The following is a 20,661-nucleotide window of genomic DNA, read 5'->3' on the forward strand; positions in this document are numbered from 1 at the left end:
TGACCTGTTGGTGTCGAGTCGAGCAAGCGGGGGCTTGGCTTGGATGGTGGGCGGTGCGCAGGGGGGTATGGTAACTCAATGGGGGGGGGAGGGTGCATGTCGGGGGCGTGTGGGTGTGCATGTGCATGTCTTGAGTTTTGCAGCGCCTATCAGATCGAGCGCCGCCCGCGCGGCGCTCGATCTGATAGGCGCAGAAAATGCCGCGCCATGCACCTCCAAACCCTATCCCCAATCCTTATTTCGGATACAACGGCGGCAAGCTCCCCGTTTCCCCCGAAGGCAGTAGCACCTGCTCGGCCGGCGGAATCGTCCCGATTGCCCGCCACAGATCCTCACCCTGCCAATACTGCCCACTCTCGCTATACAACGCCCCGTTCAACCCATCCAGCGCATCGGATAACGGCACGAAGCGCGCCGCCATCTCCGCCAGGGTCTGCGGTTGCTGGCGGGCCCAGGCGTCGAGCGCCTGGCGCGTGGCCTGGGGGTCGTTGGCCTGGCAGGCGCGCTTGAGGTCGTCCAGCAGGGTGCGTGGGCTGGGGCCCTGTTGCGCTGCGCGCAGCACTGCCGGTTGCGAACGTGCTCGCCACCACAAGGCGAAGCCGAGCAGCGTGGTCAGGGCCAGCACCAGCGTGGCCAGCTGCCAGGGCCATAGCAGGGCGTTGGCAGATCGGCTGTCGCCTACCGGGGTGTCGGCGCTCAGGGCCGGGTTGTCCTGCACGTCCAGAGTCCGCGCCGGCAGGCTGGTGTGCTCCAGGTGATCTTCGCGGGTGTTCCACCAGGACACTTCCAGCGCTGGCAAGGCCAACTTGCCACTGTGGGTCGGCACCAGGGCTTCGCGCTCTTCGCGGTTGGCGGTCATGCCGCGGTCGTTGATTTCGTTGCGCAGCAGCGGCTGGTCGGGGTAGCGGCGCAGGCCGGTGATTTCGGTAGCCGGCAGCGGTGGCAGCTGGGTGCTGGACAAACCGTCTGCGCGCAGGGTGATGTTGCGGGTGAGGGAATCGCCGATCTGCGTCTGCTGGCTGCCTGGGTCGGGGTTCCAGTGTTCTTCGAGGGACAGGCTGCGCGCAGGCAACCATGGCGCTCCGGCCGGCCAGGCCGCCGGAATCGGGCGCACGGACAGGCGCAGCGGCAGCGAGCTGACCTGGACCTGGCGGCCGGCACGGGGGGCGGCGGAGGGCGGCTGGTCGTTGTCGACACTGGCAGCGGCGGTGGCGCTAAAGGTCAGTGGAGGAACCTCAAGGCTGCCGCTCTGCTGCGGATAGACGGCGTAGCGGGTCTCGATCACCCCGTGGCGTACGCCGTTGATGTCCTTCTCGTAGGTGCGCGACTCGCCCAGTGGCTCGACCTTGGCGTTTTCCAGCTGCAGCGGGCTGAGGCTACTGTCGTCATACAGCGCCACCGAATGGTAGATGCGCAGGGTCAGTACAGCCTGGGCCTGGACGTAGACCTCGTTGCTGTCCAGGGTCGCCTCGATGAACACCTGGGAGGCGCTGTCCTGGCGGCTGGCATCGGCCTGCAGTACTTGCAGGTCGATGGCCTGGCTACGTGACTGGCCCAGCTGCAGCTCCGGGATGCGCAGGCTGCCGCTGCGCCGTGGCAGCAGGGTGATGATCCAGCGGGTGCTGGCGCGGGTCTCGCCGTCGAGGGTGTGCAGGCTGTTCAGCTGGCGTGTGCCTCGCACCTCGAAGTCGCCTTCCAGGGCACGCAGGTCGGGCTTGCCGAACTGGGTCACGTCCTGGCTTTCAAGGGTCAGCTCCAGGCTTTCGCCAGCCTCCAGGCGGGTACGGTCGACGCTGGCTTGCAGCATCGGTTCGGCCTGGGCCATCAAGGCCCATAAGAAACCGAGGAAAAAGACGCCGAAGCGACTCATCGTGGATTGTCCTGATGCAATTGCTGTTCATACCAGAATTTGCGCCGCAGCAGTTCCGCCGGGTTATCGGGGATCTCGCGCAGCCACTGTTCAAGGGCTTGACGCTGTTCGGCGTCAAGGCTGGTCGACACCGGGCGCTGGGGGGGCTGGATGACGTTGTCGTCGGCGCCCCCCTGATTGCCTGGTGTGGCCTGGCTGTTGTTGCTGCCTTCGCCCGGTGCTTCGGCGCTGGCGTGTTCGTCACTGCCGGGCGTGCCCTGGGCCGGGCTGCTGGCCGAACTGCTGTTGCCTTCGGTCTCGCTGCCGGGTGTGCCTTGGGCTTCGCTGCTGGCGGGTTGCTCTTGGGCCTTGGCTTCGCGCTGCTGCAGCAGTTGCTGGACCAGTGCCTGGTTGTCCAGTGCCGGTTTTAGGTCGGGTTGACGCTCCAGGGCTTGTTCGTAGGCGTCCAGGGCGGCTTCCAGTTCACCACTGCGGGCCAGGGCATTGCCTCGATTGTAGTGCGCTGCCGCCGTGTTGCCTTGGGAGAAGGCCTGGGCGGCACCGGCGTAATCACCGGCCTGGTACAGCGCCATGCCGCGCCATTGCGGGTCGTGGAAATGGCGCGCGGCGCTGGCCGGGCGGTTTTGTTCGAGCAGGCGCTGGCCTTGCTGGTCGGGGCGCAGCCATAGGTCGTTGAACTCGAAGGCCTGGCTTGGCTGCGGCAGGGCCAGCAACAGCGGCAGGCAGAACAGCCAGCCGCGACGGCCGGCGCAGGCCGCCAGCAGCAACAGCGGAATCAGCAACCAGTAGCCCTGGTCGGCCCAGCTGTCCAGTTGCAAAGTCTGGCCGTCACTGCGCGAGGCACGCGGGTTGTCGAACAGGCCCAGGCCCCGCAGGTCGAGGTCGTCGATCCGGGCATTGCGGTAGCGCCCGCCGGTGCTGCTGACAAATGCCTTGAGGCTGGCGCTGTCCAGGCGTGGCAGCAGGATGCCGCCCTGCTCATCCTTGAGGAATTCGCCATTGGCCTGTCGCACCGGGGCGCCGTCACGGCTGCCGATGCCCAGCATCAGCAGGCTCGGGCCCTGGCGGCCAAGGGCTTGGACAATGCCCTGGCGCTCTGGCGCGGTGAGCGATGAGCCGATCAGCAGCAGGCGGCCTTGGCCCAGGCCGCTCTGGGCCAGCAAGGCCAGGCCTTTTTGCACCGCCAGGTCGGCGCGCTGGCCAGGTTTGGGCATGATCGAGGGGTCGATCGCCTCCAGCAGATTGCGCGTGGTGCCCAGGTCATCGGACAGCGGCACCAGGGTGTGGGCGGAGCCTGCGTAGACGATCAACGCGGTCTGGCTGTCGCGGCGGTGTTCGAGCAGGTCGAGGACCTTGCGCCGGGCCTGTTCCAGGCGGTTGGGGGGGCTGTCCTCGGCGAGCATCTGTGGGGTCAGTTCGAGCAGGATGACCAGTGGGTCGGCCGGGCGCTGCTGGCTTTCCTCCACGCGTTGCCAGCTCGGCCCCAGCAGGGCCAGTACCACCAGCGCCCAGGCCAGGCCCAGTGCTACCCAGGGCAGCTTGCTGGTGCTGCCGCTACCGCCCCCGAGCAGCACGGCATGGAAGGCCGGTGGCAGGATCATCTGCCAGCGTCCGGCGCGTTTGCGCCGGTGCCAAAGCTTGAACAGCAGCCAGCCGAGCAGCGGCACGACCAGCAGCCAGAGGGGGCGCAACCATTGTGGCCAGAGTTCGATCATCGCCGTTTCCTCAGGCGCAGGCGTTTGAGGCGCTGGCGCCATTCCGGGTGCGGCTGCAGAAAGCGCGGTTTGCGCAGCAAGCGCTGCAGCCGGTTGTCTGGCCATTGCACGGCCACCACCAGCAGCACACTGAGCAACAGCGCCAGGGCCAGTGGCCAGGCATACAGCGCCTTGGCGGTGCGCGCCTGGGTCGGTTGCTGGGCCACCGGTTCCAACTGGTCGAGGGCGTCGCCGATGGCGACCAGCTCGGCGCCGTCGTGGGCGCGGAAGTAGGCGCCGTGGGTTATCTCGGCGATTTCCTTGAGCGAGGCTTCGTCCAGGTCAAGGCTTGGGTTGAGCCCCAGCAGGCCGGGGGTGCCGCTGGCCTCGGGGTTGGCACCGATGCCGATGGCATAGATGCGCACGCCTTCCTGGGCGGCCAGGCGGGCGGCGGTCAGCGGGTGGATCTGCCCGCCGTTGTTGGCACCGTCGGTGATCAGCACCAGGACCCGGCTCTGTGCCGGACGCTCGCGCAGGCGTTTGACCGCAAGGCCGATGGCATCGCCGATGGCGGTGTTCTTGCCGGCGATGCCGATCTGCGCTTCGTCGAGGAAGGTGCGTACGGTACGCCGGTCGAAGGTCAGCGGCGCCTGCAAATAGGCCTGGCTGCCAAACAGGATCAGGCCAACCCGGTCGCCTTCCCGGTCCTGGAGAAAGTCGCCGAGCAGCGCCTTGACCAGGTCGAGGCGGCTGATTTCGTCGTTCTTCCACTGCATGTCGGGGAAGTCCATGGAGCCGGACACGTCCACCGCCACCAGCAGGTCGCGACCGCTGGCCGCCACCGGTACAGGGTCGCCGAGCCATTGCGGGCGAGCGGCTGCCAGCAGCAGCAGCAGCCAGATGACGACGAAAGGCGCTTGCTGGCGCCAGGTCGGCAGGTTCAGCCGCGCCCGGCGCCCGGCAAGGCCCTCCAGTTCATTCAGGAAACCCACCTTGAGCACCGGCTCGCCACTGTCGGCGGCGGGCAGCACCAGGCGCGCCAGCCAGGGCAGCGGCAACAGGGCGAACATCCACGGCCAGGCCAGTTCAAACATGCTTGCGGATCCAGGTTTCGACGGCCTGGCTGAGCCCGACGATGGCTTTGTCGTCGAGCTTGCACTCAGGCTTGTAGGCGCCTTCGACCAGCACCATCCAGCGGGTCAGGCCGGCGGCCGGGCAGCGGTTGTCGAGAAATGCCAACCATTGGCGACCGTTGAGGGTATGGCTGTTGGCACCGGGGTAATGGCTGCGGCACAGGCGTTTGAGCAGGGCGTTGATCTGCTGCAGCCAGGCACCGGCGGGGGCGCCGTCATAGGGGCGTGGCAGGCGGGCAAGTTCGGCCAGGGCCGCCACGCGTACCGGGTCGAGCGGTTGCTCGGCGCGCACGATGCGGCGTTTGCCCGGGCGCCAACGGCGTATGCGCCACAGGCCCCAGGCAAGCAGCGGCAGCAGCGCCAGCAACACCCACCAACCCGGCGCCGGTGGCCACAGCCCGACTGCTTGCGGAGCAATCAGCGGGTTCAACTGGTCCAGCGGGTTCATTTACTGCTCCCCGGACGTTGAGCATTCAGGTACTCGCGCAGTTGCTCGATCATTTCGCTTTGTGTACTCAGCGGCATCAGCACCACGCGCAGCTTTTGCGCCATCAGCTCCCAACGCTCGATACGCGCCTCGGCCTGCTGGCGGTAAGCCTGGCGCAGGCTGGCGTCGAGGGTGTCGAGCTCCAGTTGCGCGCTGCGCTGGGCAAAGCGCAGCAGGCCGGCAGCGGGCAGGGCGTGGTCGAGCGGGTCGCTGACCGGCAGCAGCAGCAGGTCGCAGTGGCGCGACAGCATGGCCAGGTGTTGCTCGACCTGATCGGTCAGCGCACGCTCGTCGCAGATGACGATGGCCAGGCTGCCAGGGCGCAGCACTTCACGCGCGCGGCGCAGGGCCAGGCCAAGGCTGTCGGGCTGGGGCATGGCTTCGGTGTGCAGCGACTGGTTGACCTTGGCCAAGCGGTTGAGCAGCTGCAGCAGGCTCTGCTTGCTGCGCCGTGGCTTGATTTCGTGGTGTTCGTTGTCGCCGAACACCAGCCCGCCGATGCGGTCGTTGTGGCCCAGCGCGGCCCAGCCGAACAGCGCTGCGGCCTGGGCCGCCAGCACCGACTTGAACATCAGCCCCGAGCCGAAGAACAGCCGTTGGCTCTGCTCGACGAGAATGAAGATTGGCCGCTCACGCTCCTCGTGAAACAGCTTGGTGTGCGGCTCCTGGGTGCGTGCGGTGACCCGCCAGTCGATGTTGCGCACATCGTCGCCTGCCTGGTACACGCGCACCTGGTCGAAGTCCACACCGCGTCCGCGCAGTTTGGAATGGTGCAGGCCCACCAGCGGGCTGCGCTGGCCGGGCCGGGAAAACAGCTGGATTTCGCGCACGCGGTGGCGCATGTCGATCAGCTCGGCAAGGCCGATACGGATGCCGGGTTCGGCCAGCTGTGTGGTGGGCATGGGCTCAGGCAACGGCGACGACGTCGAGGATGCGCTGGACCACCCGGTCCTGGTCGATCCCCGCAGCCTCGGCCTCGAACGACAGGATGATGCGGTGGCGCAGCACGTCGAACAGCACCGCCTGGATGTCCTCGGGGCTGACGAAGTCGCGCCCGGCCAGCCAGGCGTGGGCACGTGCGCAGCGGTCCAGCGAAATCGAGCCGCGCGGGCTGGCGCCGTAGGCGATCCAGTCGGCCAGTTCGGTGTCGAACTTGGCCGGGGTGCGTGTGGCCATCACCAACTGCACCAGGTACTCCTCGACGGCGTCGGCCATGTACAGGCCAAGGATTTCCTTGCGCGCGGCGAAGATCGCCTGCTGGCTGACCCGGCGCTCGGGCTTGGTCTCGCCGCCCAGCGCCTCGCCGCGTGCCTGCAGCAGGATGCGCCGTTCCACTGCGGCGTCGGGGAAGCCAATTTTTACGTGCATCAGGAAGCGGTCGAGCTGGGCTTCGGGCAGCGGGTAGGTACCCTCCTGCTCGATGGGGTTCTGGGTGGCCATGACCAGAAACAGCGGTGACAGGTCGTAGGTACTACGGCCCACGCTGACCTGGCGCTCGGCCATGGCTTCAAGCAGCGCCGACTGGACCTTGGCCGGGGCGCGGTTGATTTCGTCGGCCAGCACCAGGTTGTGGAAGATCGGCCCCTGCTGGAACACGAAGCTGCCGGTTTCCGGGCGGTAGATCTCGGTGCCGGTAATGTCGGCCGGGAGCAGGTCGGGGGTGAACTGGATACGATGAAACTCTGCCTCGACGCCTTCGGCGAGCTCCTTGATGGCTTTGGTCTTGGCCAGGCCCGGGGCGCCCTCGACCAGCATGTGGCCGTCGGCCAGAAGCACGATCAACAGCCGCTCGACCAGCTTCTCCTGGCCTAGGATCTGGGAGGAAAGAAAGGTGCGCAGCGCGATAAGCGCTTCACGGTGTTCCATCGGCGACGGTTCCTGGTATTGGGGCGCAGGCGGGCTGGGAGCAGCCGCCTCGGCAAGGGGTGATACTTTAATCTATCCGGGGGGGTGGCGACCAATGGCGGCTGGCAAATTTATCCAGCGCGTCGGGTGTGGCGATAGCGAGAAGTCCTGCGCAGGGTTCGGAGTCGGCTGATGGCTTGTTGCTAGGTACTGACGCCTGCTGGTGCTCTTTGGGCAAGCAGGATGCAGGATGATGGAAGACAGCAGCCGTACCTCAGCTAAAACCGCGCCAATGACCTTGCGTGTCGGCGTGTTCTTCGATGGCACCGGTAACAACCAGGGCAACGCCATGGCCTGGGGCCAAGCGCCGGGGCATCTGGCCGGTGCCAGCTATGGCAATGCCCGCAGCAACGTGGCCCTGTTGCATGCGCTTTACCCGGCAGGCGGGTGCCCTGCGGCGGGCACAGTGGCTTTTCTCAAGTTGTATGTCGAGGGCGTCGGCACCACGCTGGGGAAGCCGGACTCCAGCTTTGCGGCGGCTACCGGGCGCGGGCGCAGCGGGGTCGAGGCGCGGGTGGCCGAGGCCTTGAGGGCGATCGGCGAGCTGTTGCGTGATTGGTGCGCGGCGCATCCGCAATCGCGGCTCGAACGCATCGAGTTCGACCTGTTTGGTTTCAGTCGTGGCGCCGCAGCCGCCAGGCACCTGGCCAATGTCTTGAATGATGGCGATGGCAGCCTGTTGGGCAGCGCGTGTGGCATCACCCTTAATTTCATCGGCCTGTTCGATACCGTGGCAGCCATTGTTGCGCCCCTGCAGGGTGACTTCGACCCCGCCGACGATAGCCATGGTGGTTTGCGCCTGGGCCTGGGGGAGGGCATTGCGCGGCAGGTGGTGCAGTTGGTGGCCGGTGACGAGCGCCGGCACAACTTCCCCTTGGTGTGCAGCGACGGTGACATTGTCGTGCCTGGCGTGCACTCGAACATTGGCGGGGGCTACCTGCCGTACATGCAGGAACAGGTGCTGCTGTGCAAGCCGCTATCGCAGCAGGTGCCTGTGCGTACCCATGTCGAGCGCACCCGTGCCTACTCGGCTGTCAGTGCCGTCCTGGCATCGGCGTTTGGCGAGCTGGGTGAACCGCGGCCGCGGGTACTGACCTGGGAGCAGCCGATTGCCGGCGGCAAGCCGGCCGAGGCGCAAAAGCAGGTGTATGCGGCGTTGTATCGCGAGCGGCAGGTCGCGGGGCATCTGTCCCGGGTTTACCTCAGCATCATGCGCGAGCTGGCCCTGCGCGCCGACGTGCCATTTGCCGCATTGGGCAGCGATGAGGCCCATCGCGTGCCGGATGAGTTGCTGGAAATCAGCCGCAAGCTGCATGGCTTTGCCTTGGGTACCCGCCCCGACGCTGGCCTGACCGAGGACGAACAGCGCCTGCTGCGCGACAAGTACATTCACACGGCGGCGCACTGGAACCCAGTGAAGGGGTTGCGCAACAGCACGCTGGACGTGCTGTTCGTCAATCGGCCAGGCGAGGCGGGGCGGGTGGTGCATGCAAATCCGCAGGGTTGATCACGGTTTTTTACGGCTGAGCGTGGGCGTGCGCCCATTCAATACCGCGTAGGCCAACAGGCCAATGACCAACCCCCAGAAGGCCCCGCCAATGCCGAGCAGGGTGATATTGGCGGCGGCTGCCAGAAAGGTGATCAGTGCGGCCTCGCGTGTGCTGGCATCGGCCACCGCACTGGCCAGGCTGGCGCCGATGGTGCCCAACAGGGCAAGGCCAGCCAGGGTGGTGATGAACGTTGCAGGGAGTGCCATGAACACACTGGCAAGCGTTACGCCGAACACCCCCACCAGGATGTAGCAGATGCCAGCGGCGATGCCCGCGATCCAGCGCTTGGCCGGGTCTTCATGCGCTTCCTTGCCTGTGCAGATGGCAGCGGTGATGGCCGCGAGGTTGAACGCATGCGAGCCAAAGGGTGCCATGAGCAAGGAGCCCAGGCCGGTGACTGCGACGATCGGGTTGGCGCTGGTCTTGAAACCGTCGTTGCGCAGCACCAGCATGCCGGGCATGTATTGCCCCGTCAGGGTGATCAGGAACAACGGCAGCGCTACGCTGAGGGCCGCGTTGAGGGTAAAGGCCGGGGCAGTGAACACTGGTGTGGCGATCTCCAGCGTGAGCTGTGAAAGGCCTGCCTGCCCCTGGATCAGCAGATACGCCAGGCCCAGTGCGAGGATGCCTACGACCGCGTAGCGGGCAGTAAAGCGTTTGAACACCACATAAGCCGCGATAAGCAACCCGGCCAGCATGGGGTCAACCGACAAGCCGGCAAACGCGCCAATGCCAAATTGCAAAAGAATGCCGGCCAGCAACCCTGCCGCGACCCCGCCTGGGATGATCCGGACCAGCCTTTCAAAGTATCCGGTCAGGCCGAGCACCACGAACCCAGCAGCGGACAGCAGGTATGCGCCAATGGCTTCGGCGTAGGGAACGCTGGCCAGTGCAGTGACCAGAAACGCGGCTGCCGGGGTGGACCAGGCTGTTATCAGCGGTTCGCGGCTGTACCAGGACAAGGCAAGCCCGGTAATACCTACCCCGATCGACACAGCCCAGACCCATGACGACGTCAGTTCCGGGCTTAGCCCGGCGACTTTGGCCGCCTGGAACACCAGGATGAACGTGCCGCCGTAGTTGACGATGACTGAAACCAGCCCGGCGATGGCAGGGTGCAGGATGTCTGTAAGCCCAAGCGAGGCTGATGGGTTTTGAGCAGGCGTTGTCACAAATGGCCTCCGTGCTTATGTGATTGATGAAAGTCTGTGTAGTGAACAAGGTCGGCTGTAAGGCGCTAACGGTGTGGGAGCAGGCCTGCCTGCTCCCACAGGTATTGCGTCAATTTTTAGGCCAAACCCAGCAACCCTTTCAGGTAGGCACTGCCTTGTGGGTCCAGCGGCTGCAAGGGCAGGCGCGGCGCCCCCATGTCCAGGCCAAGCATGTTCAGCCCGGCCTTGATGGTGGTGGGCAGGCCGCGCTGGGTGATGTACGCCAGCAACTCGTACTGGCGGTAGAACAGTGCGCGGGCTTCTGCCAGCTCGCCGTTTTGCACGGCGTCCCACAAGGCCAGGTTCAATGCCGGGATCAGGTTTGGCGCCGCAGTGCACCAGCCCGTGGCGCCGGCAATCAGCGCTTCGAGGGTGAGCGGGTTGCAGCCGTTGTAGAACGCCACCTTGCCCTCGGTCGCGGTGTACAGGCGGTGCATGCGCTGAATGTCACCGGTGCTTTCCTTGACCATGGTGACATTGGCGACTTCGCCCAGAATACGCAGGATCAGCTCCACCGAGAGGTCGGTGCCGCTGGTGCCCGGGTTGTTGTAAAGCATGATCGGAATGTCGATCGCGGCGCCGACCGCCTTGTAGTGGTCAACCACCTCGGCCTCGGTCAGCTTCCAGTAGGAAATGGGCAGCACCATCACCGCCGTGGCCCCGCACGCCTGGGCCAGGCGGGCACGCTGCACGGTACGCGCGGTGGTCAGGTCGGAAACGCTGACCACGCTGGGTACCCGGCCTGCGATCTTCTCCAGGCTGTAGCGCACCACAGATTCCCATTCACCCTCGGACAGGTAAGCACCTTCGCCCGTGCTGCCCAGGGGGGCGATGGCGTGCACGCCGGCCTGGATCAGGCTGTCGATGGATGTGCCCAGGGCGTTCAGATCGACCGAGCCGTCTGCTGCGAAGGGGGTGATGGTGTAGCCGATGACGCCGCGAATTACAGGTGTAGACATGACCAGGCACCTTTGCCGTTGTTCAGGAAGGGATACAGCTTCAATCAGCCCAGGCAGTCGCCATGGGCACGCAAGGCACGGCGCGCGTAGTAGCTGAACGCTGCACCATGGCGTTTTGGCGTGGAAATCCAGTCATGGGCTTCTTTGCCAAGTGCTTCGGGGATTGGGCGGATTTCACCGGCGCCCATGGCCAGCAGTTGCATCCTGGCGGCGCGCTCGAACAGTAGGGCGAGCACGCAGGCCTCTTCGATCGAGCGCCCGGCGATCAGCAGGCCATGGTGGGAAAGCAGGATCGCCCGCTTGTCACCGATGGCCCTGGCAATGATCTCACCTTCTTCATTGCCCACTGGCACGCCTGGCCATTCCTTGAGGAAGGCGCAATCGTCGAACAGCGGGCAGAGGTCCATGTGCGAGATCGCCAGCGGCACTTCAAGCATCGACAGGGCCGCGCTGTGCAGCGGGTGGGTGTGGATGATGCAGTTCACGTCGGGGCGTGCCCGGTACAGCCAGCTGTGGAAACGGTTGGCGGGGTTGGCCATGCCGTGGCCTTGCAGCACTGCCAGGTCTTCGTCCACGACCAGCAGGTTGGAGGCCGAGATCTCGTCGAAGCCCAGGCCAAGCTGTTGCGTGTAATAGGTGCCAGGTTCCGGTGCGCGTGCGGTGATCTGCCCGGCCAGGCCCGAATCGTGGCCGCCGTCGAACAGAATCCGGCAGGTCAGTGCGAGCTTCTGGCGCGGGGTGTAGGCGTTGTCGGCCAACGCAGTCAGCATTTGCTGCTGGGCACGTTTGACAAGCTGGTCCTTGGGGGTCTGCATGGTGGTGGTCATGAGGGTTACCTGCACGATGAGGGCGATGACTTCCTGATTGCCGTGGTTTGGTTTCAGGACACATGGCGATCTTAATGACACGTTGTGTCATATGCAAGCGAAGTGTCATCGCGTTGATCCTGTCATTTGCAGGGTGACCTGATGCGGCAAAACCTCGTAGTATTGCGAACCATTTGCAACTGCACCTGTTTCGACCTGGAACCGAGGCTCACAATGTCGCCACCGCCCGCTTCAGCACCGCCTTCACGCGAGGGGGTCGATGCCCTGTATCGCGACCATCACGCCTGGTTGCTGAGCTGGCTGCAACGCCGCCAGCACTACGGCGATCAGGCGTGTGATGTCGCGCAGGACACTTTCCTGCAGGCCTTGCTACGCCCGCAGCAGATTGTTGCGCTGCGCCAGCCGAGAGCCTGGTTGAGCAGCGTGGCGCGAGGGCTGCTGATCGACCGCTTTCGTCGTCACAAGCTGGAAGCCGCGTATCTGCAAGCACTGGCGCACCTGCCCGAACCCGAGGCGCCTTCTGCCGAGCGGCAATTGATGTTGCTGCAGACGTTGATGCAGATCGATGCCCTGCTTGATGGGCTGCCGTCCAAAGCGCGCATGGCGTTCCTGCTGTCGCGACTGGAAGGCATGAGCTATCAGGACATCGCGATTCGCCTTGGCGTCAGCCTGAGCAGCGTCGAGAAGTACATGGCCAAGGCCATACGGCATTGCTACCAGATCATGCACGCGCCATGACCAACCCGGTGCTCGACCAGGCGATCGACTGGCAGGTAAAGCTCGAATCATCCCAGCATGCGCCGGCGTTGTGCGCCGCGTGCCTGGCCTGGCGTCAAGCCGACCCGCAGCACGAGGCCACCTGGCAGGCCCTGCAGGAGGCGCAAACCTGCTTTGCCCAGGCCCGCGAACTGCCCTCGGGCGTGGCCATCCGCACGCTGGGCGACCCAGGCCGACGCGCAGCATTGAAAACCCTCACGCTTGGTTTGCTTGGCCTGGGCATGGCCGGTAGTGCCGTGCAGCAGTCGCCCTGGCGTGTCAGCCTTGCCGACTACAGCACGGCCACCGGCGAGCGTCGTCGCGTCCAACTGGCCGATGGCACTCAACTGCAGCTCAATGGCAGGAGTGCTGTCGATGTGCGCGTCAACCAGGTCGAGCGCCTGATCCAACTGCGCGAAGGCCAGGTCTACGTGAAAGCCGGCCACGACCCTCTGCAACGCGCGCTGTGTGTGGACACGGCCCAGGCCCGGTTCCAGGCACTGGGTACGGCCTTCGACCTGTGTCAGGAAAACGGCCGCACGCGCTTGACGGTCGATGAGGGGGCAGTTGCCATCCTCGCGCCGGGTCGGCCTGCATTGCGTGCCATGGCAGGCGAGCAGTTTCTGGTCGATGCGGCCGATTCACGTCGGGTCGAACAACCCACGTTCGACGGGTCGGCTTGGACGCGCGGGTTGCTCATCACTCACTCCATGCCCTTGCACGAGTTGGCCGAGCGGCTGGCCCGCCAGCGCACGGGCTGGGTCGGGTGCGACCCTGCGGTGGCGGGGCTGAAGGTTTCTGGGGTGTTCCAGCTTGACGACAGCGAAAACGCCTTGCGCACACTCAGCCACACGCTCCCCGTGCGCCTGATCTGGCGCACGTCACTGTGGGTGCGCATCGTACCGGCCTGAAAAAAGTGTGCTGTCCGATTACGGGGTTTTGTCGGCGCCTTCGACAAGTAGAAAAAGACCTACACTTTTTCAGGAGCCTCCCCTCGATGGATCTGTTGTCACGTTTTCGCCCAGCACTGCTCACCCAAGCCATGCTCATCGGTTCTGGCCTGAGCCTTTGCCAGCCTGTGCTAGCCGCCCAACCCACCCTGCGCTACGACTTGCCTGCGGCGCCTTTGGACGAAGCGCTCAACCGCTTTGCCGAACAGTCCGGCATCAGCTTGCCGTACGAGCCACAGTGGGTGGCAGGCAAGCAGGCCCACCCGGTGAAGGGCCAGTTGCCGGTTGAAATGGCACTGTACCTGTTGCTGGAGGGGACGGGGCTGAAGGCTGTGCAGGCCTCGGATGGCAACTGGTCGCTGCAATCGCTGGCACCCGATGCGGGTTCGGCGCTGGAGCTGAGCAGCACCGTGATACAGGGGCAGGGCATGGGCATGATGACCGAGAACACCGGCTCGTACACCACCGAGCGGGTCAGTATCGGCTCGAAGTCCCCCACCAGTTTGCGTCAGACGCCGCAGTCGGTGTCGGTGGTGACCAGCCAGATCATCGAAGAGCACCGCATGACTGACCTGGCCGATGCCATGAAGGTCACACCCGGCATCACCGTCAAGAACAACAACTTCCGCCTATCGGACTTCTACTCGCGCGGCTTCAAGATCGAGAACATCCAGATCGACGGTGCCGCGCCCATGGCCTTGGGGACCACCTCGGGGAGTTTCTATTCGAACAAGAGCTACGACATGGTCGAGTTCGACCACGTTGAAGTGCTGCGTGGTTCGTCTGCGCTGTTCGGGGGGACCGGCGACCCGGGCGGCATGATCAACCTGGTGCGCAAGCGCCCGCTGGACACCTACCAGCTCAAGGTCGACATGTCGGCCGGCAGCTGGGACAACTACCGCACTCAGTTCGACGTGACCGGCCCGCTCGGCTTCGATGGCAAGCTGCGCGGCCGATTGGTCGCCGCTTACACCGACCGTCAGTACATGCTCGACGACCGTGCGACCGAAAAGCCGATCATCTATGGCATTCTCGAGGCCGATATCCTGCCTGACACCCGCCTGACCCTGGGTGGTCGCTCCGAGCGCATCCACGAAACCGGTTCCGGCACCGGGCTGCCGCGCTATAGCAGCGGCACCGACCTGGGGCTCTCTCGCAATAGCAGCCTGACGCAGAACTGGGCGTACCTGGACGGCCGCTCCCAGGAAGTGTTCGCCAAGCTCGACCACGATTTCAACGATGACTGGAAAGCCAACATCACCTACACCCAGACCTTGGATTCCGGGTTTGGCAAGAGCGCATTCAACTTCGGCGCGGTCAACCCGGTGACCCTGGTGGGCCCCGCCTGGACAGGCAACGTCAACCAGTACCGCAGTGACCAGAAGCTTTGGGACGTCAACGTTGCCGGCAAATTTCGGGCCTTCGACCGGCAACATGAATTCCTCATGGGCGTCGATTACCAGAAGATCACCAGCCAGTGGGAAGGCACCCTGCAGTCAGCCGGCTCCGGTGGCCCCATCGACGTGTTCAACCCAGGCGCCACGCCATGGGTGATGCCGCCGACCAACAAGGACTTCTACCGTGACTACAACCCCAACACCCAGACGCAGTACGGCCTGTACTCGACCTTGCGCCTGCATCTGGCCGAACCGCTGCATTTGATCGTGGGTGCACGTGCACAGCGCTACACCTTCGAACAGCTGTACCGGGCACGTGACGAGGGTGTGTGGTCGGTGGAATCCGATATTTCTACCCGCGAACCCACCAAACTGGTGCCTTATGGCGGCCTGGTCTACGACCTGAGCGATGATTGGTCGGCATATGTCAGCTACTCGGAAATCTACAAGCCACAGCAGAACAAGCTGCAAGGTCCGTTGCCAGGCAGCTCGATCGAAGCGATGAAAGGCAAGACGTACGAGACAGGCCTCAAGGGCGAGTTGTTCAACGGGGCGCTGAACGCCTCCGTGGCGTTGTACTACACCCAGCGGGACAACGAAGCTGTGGTCGACCCGAACTACGAACTGACCAACGTCCTGTTCGGCGGCAACTGCTGCTACCTGGCCCAGGGCGAAGTGGTCAGCAAGGGTGTGGACATGGAGTTGGCGGGGGAGGTCTTGCCGGACTGGAACCTGCTGGCCGGCTATACCTATAACCACAACCGCAACCGCCAGGACAATACGGCCTTCAGCAGCATCACGCCCAAGCACCAATTCAAGCTCTGGAGCACTTACCAACTGCCTGGCCAACTGCACGGCTTCAAGGTCGGTGGTGGCGTAACCTTACAGAGCGCCAACCTGGTCAGCGGCAGTGCCAGCGTGATCGATGGCGCGGGCAAGGTGCTGCGCTCGGAGCCATTCGATTATCGCCAGGGCGGTTATGCCGTGTGGAACGCGTTGGTCGAATACCAGATCGACGATCACTGGACGCTGGCTTACAACGCCAACAACATTTTCGACAAGACCTACTACGCCACGTTGGGCTCCTCGGCGTCCGGCAACTGGTACGCAGAAAAGCGCAACCATATGCTCACGTTGCGCGGAACGTTCTGGTAAGCAGCCTCTCGCTTACACACTTTTGCCTTCCAGGATCCTGGCCCCCGCACCGTCCTTGCCCAACACATCCTCGGGGTTGCGCAGCGGGCAGTCTTCAAGCGACAGGCAGCCGCAGCCAATGCAGTTGTCCAGGCTGTCGCGCAGCGCTTGCAGGGTGCGAATGCGGGCGTTCAGGTCTTCTCGCCAGGCCGAGGACATTTCGCCCCACTGGGCGGCCGTGAGTTTGCTGTTAGGGGGGTACCGGCCGAGGGCGCGCTTGATTTCTTCAAGGGGAATCCCCGTGCGCTGCGCCACCTTGATGATGGCGATGGTACGCAGCACCAAGGCGGGGTAGCGCCGCTGGTTGCCGCCGGTGCGGGTGCTGGCGATCAAGCCCTTGGACTCGTAGAAGTGCAGGGTGGACACCGCCACCCCGCTGCGTCTGGCCACCTCGCCCACGGTCAGTTGCCGCGAGCTGTCAGTTGCTGTTCTTGCTGGCACGCCTGTTGACCTCAAGTTAAGTTGAGCTCTTATAGTCCTGCCCGATCTTTCCCGCAACTGCTTTCCCCTGATGATCGGAGCAATGCATGAACAAAAGGATGCTTATGGCCTGGGCTGGCGCAGTGGCATGCGTGCTGGTCGGCGTATACGCGCTGACGGGTAGCCATGCATCGGGCGAGGCGGTGGCGGCCTGGCCGGCGACCAAGGTTGCACTGGCCACGGTTGAGCAGGTCGAGGTGGCGCGCAACACCTTTGCGTCGGGGGAACTGGAAGCCGTCAATCAGGTACAGGTGGCCGCCGAGGCGCCAGGGCGCATCACGCAGATCGCGTTTGAGTCTGGGCAGGCTGTCAGCGCCGGGCAGTTGCTGGTGCAGCTCAACGATGCGCCCGAGCAGGCCCTGCGGGTGCAACTGCGGGCGAAGCTGCGCAATGCTCACATCGCGGCGCAGCGTGCGCGCAAGCTGCGTGCGCTGAATGCCGTTTCGCAGGAGTTGCTGGACAACGCGACCACGGCCGTGGATGTGGCCATGGGCGAACTGCAGCATGTCGAAGCGCTGATTGCGCAAAAAGCCATACGCGCACCGTTCGCAGGCAAGGTCGGCATCCGCCGTGTCCACCAGGGCCAGTACCTGGGCGCTGGCGAAGCGATTGCCAGCCTGACGGACACGCGCCAACTGCACGTCAATTTTTCCCTGAGCGAACAGGCTGCCCCCGAGGTCAGTGTCGGGCAGGTGCTGGAGCTGACGGTCGATGCGGCGCGGGGGCGGGCGTTTCAGGCCCGGGTAGTAGCGGTCGACCCGCTGGTCAGCAAGTCGCGGCTGGTCCAGGTGCAGGCCGCCTTGCCCAACCTGGACGGGCAGTTGCAACCGGGCATGTATGCCGGCGTGCGTCTGCCCGCCACGCAGCCGTCAAGGGTGCTGGCCGTGCCGGAAACCGCGATTACCTATACCGCCTACGGGCAGACGGTGTTCATTGCCACGCAGGATCAGCAGCGCGGGATCAGCGTCAGCCGGGTGCGGGTGACGACCGGTGAGCGTTGGCAGGGGCGTGTGGAGATCATCTCGGGCCTCGCGCCGGGCGACAGGGTGGTGGTTTCTGGCCAGCTGAAATTGAGTGATGGCATGCAGGTCGAGCAGGTGGCTGAGGACAGCTTGCTGGACCGGGCCGGGGGGCATCAATCGTGAAATTCACCGATATCTTCGTGCGCCGCCCGGTGCTGGCGCTGGTGGTCAGCAGCCTGATCGTGCTGATGGGGCTGTTCGCCCTGGGCAAGCTGCCGGTGCGCCAGTACCCGTTGCTGGAGAGTGCGACGATCACCATCAGTACCGACTACCCCGGTGCCTCCGCCGAACTGATGCAAGGTTTTGTGACCCAGCCGATCAGCCAGGCGGTGTCCTCGGTAGAGGGCGTGGACTATATGTCTTCATCGTCGCTGCAGGGGCGCAGCCTGATTACCCTGCGCATGGTGCTCAATCGGGACTCGACCCAGGCGCTGGCCGAGACCATGGCCAAGGTCAACCAGGTGCGCTACCGCTTGCCGGAGAAAGCCTACGACCCGGTGGTGGAGCTGTCTGCGGGTGACTCCACGGCAGTCGCGTATGTGGGCTTCTCCAGCGAGAGCCTGTCTATCCCAGAGCTGAGTGATTACCTGTCGCGGGTGGCCGAGCCGCTGCTTTCGGGGATCGACGGCGTTGCCAAGGTGCAGACCTTCGGCGGGCAGAACCTGGCCATGCGCCTGTGGCTCGACAGCGAGCAGATGGCCGGACGTGGGGTGACTGCTGCCGACGTCGCGCAAGCGGTGCGGGCCAACAACTACCAGGCGACGCCGGGGCAGGTGCGTGGGCAGTTCGTGCTGGCCGACATCCAGGTCGATACCGACCTGACCCGCGTCGAAGACTTCCGTGACCTGATCATTCGCAACGATGGCACGGACCTTGTGCGTTTGCGTGATGTGGGCACTGTCGAATTGAACGCAGCGGCCACCCGCACCAGTGCCACCATGGATGGCAAGCCTGCGGTGCACCTGGGGTTGTTCCCGACACCGTCGGGTAACCCGCTGGTGATCGTGGAAGGCATTCGCGAGTTGCTGCCGCAGATCCAGCAAACCCTCCCGCCCGGCGTGAAGGTGGCGCTGGCCTATGAAACCGCGCGGTTCATCGAGGCTTCGATCGAAGAGGTGTTACGCACGCTGGTGGAGGCGATGCTGATCGTCGTGCTGGTGATCTGGCTGTGCCTGGGGTCGCTGCGCAGCGTGGCGATTGCGGTGGTGGCCATCCCCTTGTCGATGCTCGGGGCGGCGGGGCTGATGCTGGCGTTCGGCTTCAGCCTGAACTTGCTGACGTTGTTGGCGATGGTGTTGGCTATCGGCCTGGTGGTGGACGATGCCATCGTGGTGGTAGAAAACGTGCACCGTCACATCGAAGAGGGGCAGACGCCCGTGGCGGCGGCGTTGGCCGGTGCGCGCGAAATCGCCGGCCCGGTGATCGCCATGACCCTGACCCTGGCCGCCGTGTACGCCCCCATTGGCTTGATGGGCGGGCTGACCGGCACGCTGTTCCGTGAGTTCGCCTTGACCTTGGCAGGGGCGGTAATCGTTTCGGGCATCGTGGCGCTGACGCTATCGCCGGTGATGAGTTCGCTGCTGTTGAAGCCCGGCCAGCAGGACGGCGCCATGGCCCACTTCGCCGAGAGGGTGTTCGGTGGGCTGACGGCGGCCTACGCACAGGTCTTGGCTTACACCTTGTCGCGGCGCTGGATCAGCGCGGGCGTTGCCCTGCTGGTGTGCCTGAGCCTGCCCTGGCTGTACCTGTTGCCGCAGCGCGAGTTGGCGCCGCCGGAGGACCAGGCGGCGGTGCTGACTGCGATCAAATCGCCGCAACATGCGAGCCTGGACTATGTGGAGCGCTTCGCCAGCAAACTCGACCACGTGATGAAGTCGATTGCCGAAACCACCGATACCTGGATCATCAACGGCACCGACGGCACGGCGGCCAGTTTCGGTGGCATCAACCTCAGCGCATGGCAGCAGCGCGAGCGTTCTGCCGCGCAGATCCAGGCGCAGTTGCAACAGGCGGTTGCGGACATCGAAGGGAGCAGTATCTTCGCCTTCCAGGTGGCGTCGTTGCCAGGTTCCAGTGGTGGCTTGCCGGTACAGATGGTGTTGCGCAGTGCCCAGGATTACCCGGTGCTGTACCAGACGATGGAAGTGCTCAAGCAGCGCGCCCGCGAGAGCGGTTTGTTCAGCGTGGTGGACAGCGATCTGGACTACAACAACCCGGTGGTGAACGTCCGCATCGACCGCGCCAAGGCCGCGAGCCTTGGGATCAGCATGCAGGCCATCGGGGAATCCCTGGGCGTGCTGGTGGGCGAGCAGTACTTGAACCGTTTCGCCCTGTTCGGCCGCGCCTATGACGTGATCCCGCAAAGCATTCAGGACCAGCGCCTGACACCGTCGGCACTGAATCGCCAGTACGTGCGGGCCGAAGATGGCAGCCTGGTGCCGCTGTCCACGGTGGTGCGCCTGGACATGCAGGTCGCGCCTAACCGCCTTCTGCAATTCGACCAGCAGAATGCAAGCACCCTGCAGGCCATCCCCGCGCCCGGTGTCTCGATGGGCAAGGCCGTGGCGTATCTGCAGCAGCTTGCCGCCGAGCTGCCGCCCGGTTTCAGCTATGACTGGCAATCGGAGTCGCGCCAGTATGTGCAGGAAGGCTTTGCCCTGATGTGGGCGTTTCTTGCCGCCTTGGTGGTGATCTACCTGGTACTGGCCGCGCAGTACGAAAGCCTGGTAGACCCGCTGATCATCCTGGTGACCGTGCCCCTGTCGATCTGCGGTGCCTTACTGCCGCTGGCGCTGGGCTGGGCCACGCTGAATATCTACACGCAGATCGGCTTGGTCACGCTGATCGGGCTGATCAGCAAGCACGGCATCCTGATGGTGGAGTTCGCCAACGAAATTCAGGTGCGCGACAACCTTGATCGTGCGGCGGCCATCATCCGCGCCGCGCAGATTCGCCTGCGCCCGGTGTTGATGACCACGGCGGCGATGACCTTCGGCGTGATACCGCTGTTGTTTGCCAGTGGAGCAGGGGCCAACAGCCGCTTCGGCCTTGGCGTGGTGATTGTCTGCGGCATGTTGATCGGCACGCTGTTCACCTTGTTCGTGCTGCCGGCGATCTACACCTGGTTGGCGCGGGATCACCGGCTGATCTCGTTGCGCAAACAACAATTGGCAGAGGCCGAGCACAGCCTCGGGGTGCGTGTGCAGTGAGCGATCACCTGGCCCTG

At 64.7% G+C, this 20,661-nt stretch carries 16 protein-coding genes; 6 read left to right on the plus strand and 10 right to left on the minus strand.

Annotated elements, in window-relative coordinates; translation table 11 throughout:
- Positions 1 to 235: 235 nt before the first annotated feature.
- The 6 genes from ACSSU5_RS18270 to ACSSU5_RS18295 are packed head-to-tail and all read right to left on the minus strand — an operon-like array spanning position 236 to position 7,050.
- Positions 236 to 1,870 carry a BatD family protein gene (locus ACSSU5_RS18270; protein WP_492559442.1) on the minus strand — a complete coding sequence of 545 codons (1,635 nt, stop codon included), beginning with the start codon at positions 1,868 to 1,870 and terminating at the stop codon, positions 236 to 238.
- Positions 1,867 to 3,585 (minus strand): vWA domain-containing protein, encoded by a 1,719-nt coding sequence (locus ACSSU5_RS18275; protein WP_492559443.1) that lies wholly within the window; start codon positions 3,583 to 3,585, stop codon positions 1,867 to 1,869. Before ACSSU5_RS18275 ends, ACSSU5_RS18270 begins: the two co-directional genes overlap by 4 nt.
- Positions 3,582 to 4,658 carry a vWA domain-containing protein gene (locus ACSSU5_RS18280; protein WP_264309655.1) on the minus strand — a complete coding sequence of 359 codons (1,077 nt, stop codon included), beginning with the start codon at positions 4,656 to 4,658 and terminating at the stop codon, positions 3,582 to 3,584. Before ACSSU5_RS18280 ends, ACSSU5_RS18275 begins: the two co-directional genes overlap by 4 nt.
- The gene (locus ACSSU5_RS18285; protein WP_264309654.1) at positions 4,651 to 5,145 is read right to left on the minus strand and encodes a DUF4381 domain-containing protein; all 495 of its coding nucleotides are present in this window, start codon (positions 5,143 to 5,145) and stop codon (positions 4,651 to 4,653) included. Before ACSSU5_RS18285 ends, ACSSU5_RS18280 begins: the two co-directional genes overlap by 8 nt.
- A complete protein-coding gene (locus ACSSU5_RS18290) occupies positions 5,142 to 6,086 on the minus strand; it encodes a DUF58 domain-containing protein (protein ID WP_264309653.1) in 945 nt (314 codons plus the stop codon). The genes ACSSU5_RS18285 and ACSSU5_RS18290 overlap by 4 nt, the downstream gene beginning before the upstream one ends.
- Positions 6,087 to 6,090: 4 nt before the next feature.
- A complete protein-coding gene (locus ACSSU5_RS18295; protein WP_264309652.1) occupies positions 6,091 to 7,050 on the minus strand; it encodes an AAA family ATPase in 960 nt (319 codons plus the stop codon).
- A gap of 229 nt (positions 7,051 to 7,279) precedes the next feature.
- Between ACSSU5_RS18295 and ACSSU5_RS18300 the strand changes: the two genes are divergently transcribed.
- On the plus strand, positions 7,280 to 8,596 hold the full coding sequence (locus tag ACSSU5_RS18300; protein WP_492559444.1) for a T6SS phospholipase effector Tle1-like catalytic domain-containing protein: 1,317 nt from the start codon (positions 7,280 to 7,282) through the stop codon (positions 8,594 to 8,596).
- On the opposite strand, the gene ACSSU5_RS18305 is transcribed toward ACSSU5_RS18300, so the two are convergent.
- The 3 genes from ACSSU5_RS18305 to ACSSU5_RS18315 all read right to left on the minus strand — a co-directional run bounded on the left by ACSSU5_RS18305 (position 8,597) and on the right by ACSSU5_RS18315 (position 11,636).
- The gene (locus tag ACSSU5_RS18305; RefSeq protein ID WP_264309650.1) at positions 8,597 to 9,811 is read right to left on the minus strand and encodes a benzoate/H(+) symporter BenE family transporter; all 1,215 of its coding nucleotides are present in this window, start codon (positions 9,809 to 9,811) and stop codon (positions 8,597 to 8,599) included. It lies immediately after the preceding gene.
- Between the two features lie 116 nt (positions 9,812 to 9,927).
- Positions 9,928 to 10,809: a dihydrodipicolinate synthase family protein gene (locus tag ACSSU5_RS18310; RefSeq protein WP_492559445.1), complete on the minus strand. Its 882-nt coding sequence runs from the start codon at positions 10,807 to 10,809 to the stop codon at positions 9,928 to 9,930.
- A gap of 44 nt (positions 10,810 to 10,853) precedes the next feature.
- Complete coding sequence (locus tag ACSSU5_RS18315) at positions 10,854 to 11,636, minus strand: aldolase (RefSeq protein ID WP_264309648.1); 783 nt, start codon at positions 11,634 to 11,636, stop codon at positions 10,854 to 10,856.
- Between the two features lie 213 nt (positions 11,637 to 11,849).
- On the opposite strand from ACSSU5_RS18315, the gene ACSSU5_RS18320 reads away from it, so the two are divergent.
- From ACSSU5_RS18320 to ACSSU5_RS18330, 3 genes are all read left to right on the plus strand, one after another.
- Positions 11,850 to 12,374 carry a sigma-70 family RNA polymerase sigma factor gene (locus ACSSU5_RS18320; RefSeq protein WP_264309647.1) on the plus strand — a complete coding sequence of 175 codons (525 nt, stop codon included), beginning with the start codon at positions 11,850 to 11,852 and terminating at the stop codon, positions 12,372 to 12,374.
- Positions 12,371 to 13,303, plus strand: coding sequence for a FecR family protein (locus ACSSU5_RS18325; RefSeq protein WP_492559446.1), 933 nt, complete (start codon positions 12,371 to 12,373; stop codon positions 13,301 to 13,303). Before ACSSU5_RS18320 ends, ACSSU5_RS18325 begins: the two co-directional genes overlap by 4 nt.
- A gap of 86 nt (positions 13,304 to 13,389) precedes the next feature.
- Positions 13,390 to 15,894: a TonB-dependent siderophore receptor gene (locus ACSSU5_RS18330; protein WP_492559447.1), complete on the plus strand. Its 2,505-nt coding sequence runs from the start codon at positions 13,390 to 13,392 to the stop codon at positions 15,892 to 15,894.
- Between the two features lie 12 nt (positions 15,895 to 15,906).
- Here ACSSU5_RS18330 and soxR read toward each other — a convergent pair whose 3' ends face one another.
- The gene (soxR, locus tag ACSSU5_RS18335; RefSeq protein WP_264309644.1) at positions 15,907 to 16,374 is read right to left on the minus strand and encodes a redox-sensitive transcriptional activator SoxR; all 468 of its coding nucleotides are present in this window, start codon (positions 16,372 to 16,374) and stop codon (positions 15,907 to 15,909) included.
- Between the two features lie 86 nt (positions 16,375 to 16,460).
- On the opposite strand from soxR, the gene ACSSU5_RS18340 reads away from it, so the two are divergent.
- On the plus strand, positions 16,461 to 17,558 hold the full coding sequence (locus ACSSU5_RS18340) for an efflux RND transporter periplasmic adaptor subunit (RefSeq protein WP_492559448.1): 1,098 nt from the start codon (positions 16,461 to 16,463) through the stop codon (positions 17,556 to 17,558).
- Positions 17,555 to 20,644 (plus strand): MexW/MexI family multidrug efflux RND transporter permease subunit, encoded by a 3,090-nt coding sequence (locus ACSSU5_RS18345; RefSeq protein ID WP_492559449.1) that lies wholly within the window; start codon positions 17,555 to 17,557, stop codon positions 20,642 to 20,644. The genes ACSSU5_RS18340 and ACSSU5_RS18345 overlap by 4 nt, the downstream gene beginning before the upstream one ends.
- The last annotated feature ends 17 nt before the right edge of the window (positions 20,645 to 20,661 follow it).

Source organism: Pseudomonas sp. E1MeOHC2, assembly GCF_058745025.1.

Excerpts from the sequence above, each read along its gene's own strand:
- ACSSU5_RS18270 (WP_492559442.1), bottom strand. The coding sequence starts at position 1,870 with ATGAGTCGCTTCGGCGTCTTTTTCCTCGGTTTCTTATGGGCCTTGATG.
- ACSSU5_RS18275 (WP_492559443.1), bottom strand. The coding sequence starts at position 3,585 with ATGATCGAACTCTGGCCACAATGGTTGCGCCCCCTCTGGCTGCTGGTC.
- ACSSU5_RS18280 (WP_264309655.1), bottom strand. The coding sequence starts at position 4,658 with ATGTTTGAACTGGCCTGGCCGTGGATGTTCGCCCTGTTGCCGCTGCCC.
- ACSSU5_RS18285 (WP_264309654.1), bottom strand. The coding sequence starts at position 5,145 with ATGAACCCGCTGGACCAGTTGAACCCGCTGATTGCTCCGCAAGCAGTC.
- ACSSU5_RS18290 (WP_264309653.1), bottom strand. The coding sequence starts at position 6,086 with ATGCCCACCACACAGCTGGCCGAACCCGGCATCCGTATCGGCCTTGCC.
- ACSSU5_RS18295 (WP_264309652.1), bottom strand. The coding sequence starts at position 7,050 with ATGGAACACCGTGAAGCGCTTATCGCGCTGCGCACCTTTCTTTCCTCC.
- ACSSU5_RS18300 (WP_492559444.1), top strand. The coding sequence starts at position 7,280 with ATGATGGAAGACAGCAGCCGTACCTCAGCTAAAACCGCGCCAATGACC.
- ACSSU5_RS18310 (WP_492559445.1), bottom strand. The coding sequence starts at position 10,809 with ATGTCTACACCTGTAATTCGCGGCGTCATCGGCTACACCATCACCCCC.
- ACSSU5_RS18315 (WP_264309648.1), bottom strand. The coding sequence starts at position 11,636 with ATGACCACCACCATGCAGACCCCCAAGGACCAGCTTGTCAAACGTGCC.
- ACSSU5_RS18320 (WP_264309647.1), top strand. The coding sequence starts at position 11,850 with ATGTCGCCACCGCCCGCTTCAGCACCGCCTTCACGCGAGGGGGTCGAT.
- ACSSU5_RS18325 (WP_492559446.1), top strand. The coding sequence starts at position 12,371 with ATGACCAACCCGGTGCTCGACCAGGCGATCGACTGGCAGGTAAAGCTC.
- ACSSU5_RS18330 (WP_492559447.1), top strand. The coding sequence starts at position 13,390 with ATGGATCTGTTGTCACGTTTTCGCCCAGCACTGCTCACCCAAGCCATG.
- ACSSU5_RS18340 (WP_492559448.1), top strand. The coding sequence starts at position 16,461 with ATGAACAAAAGGATGCTTATGGCCTGGGCTGGCGCAGTGGCATGCGTG.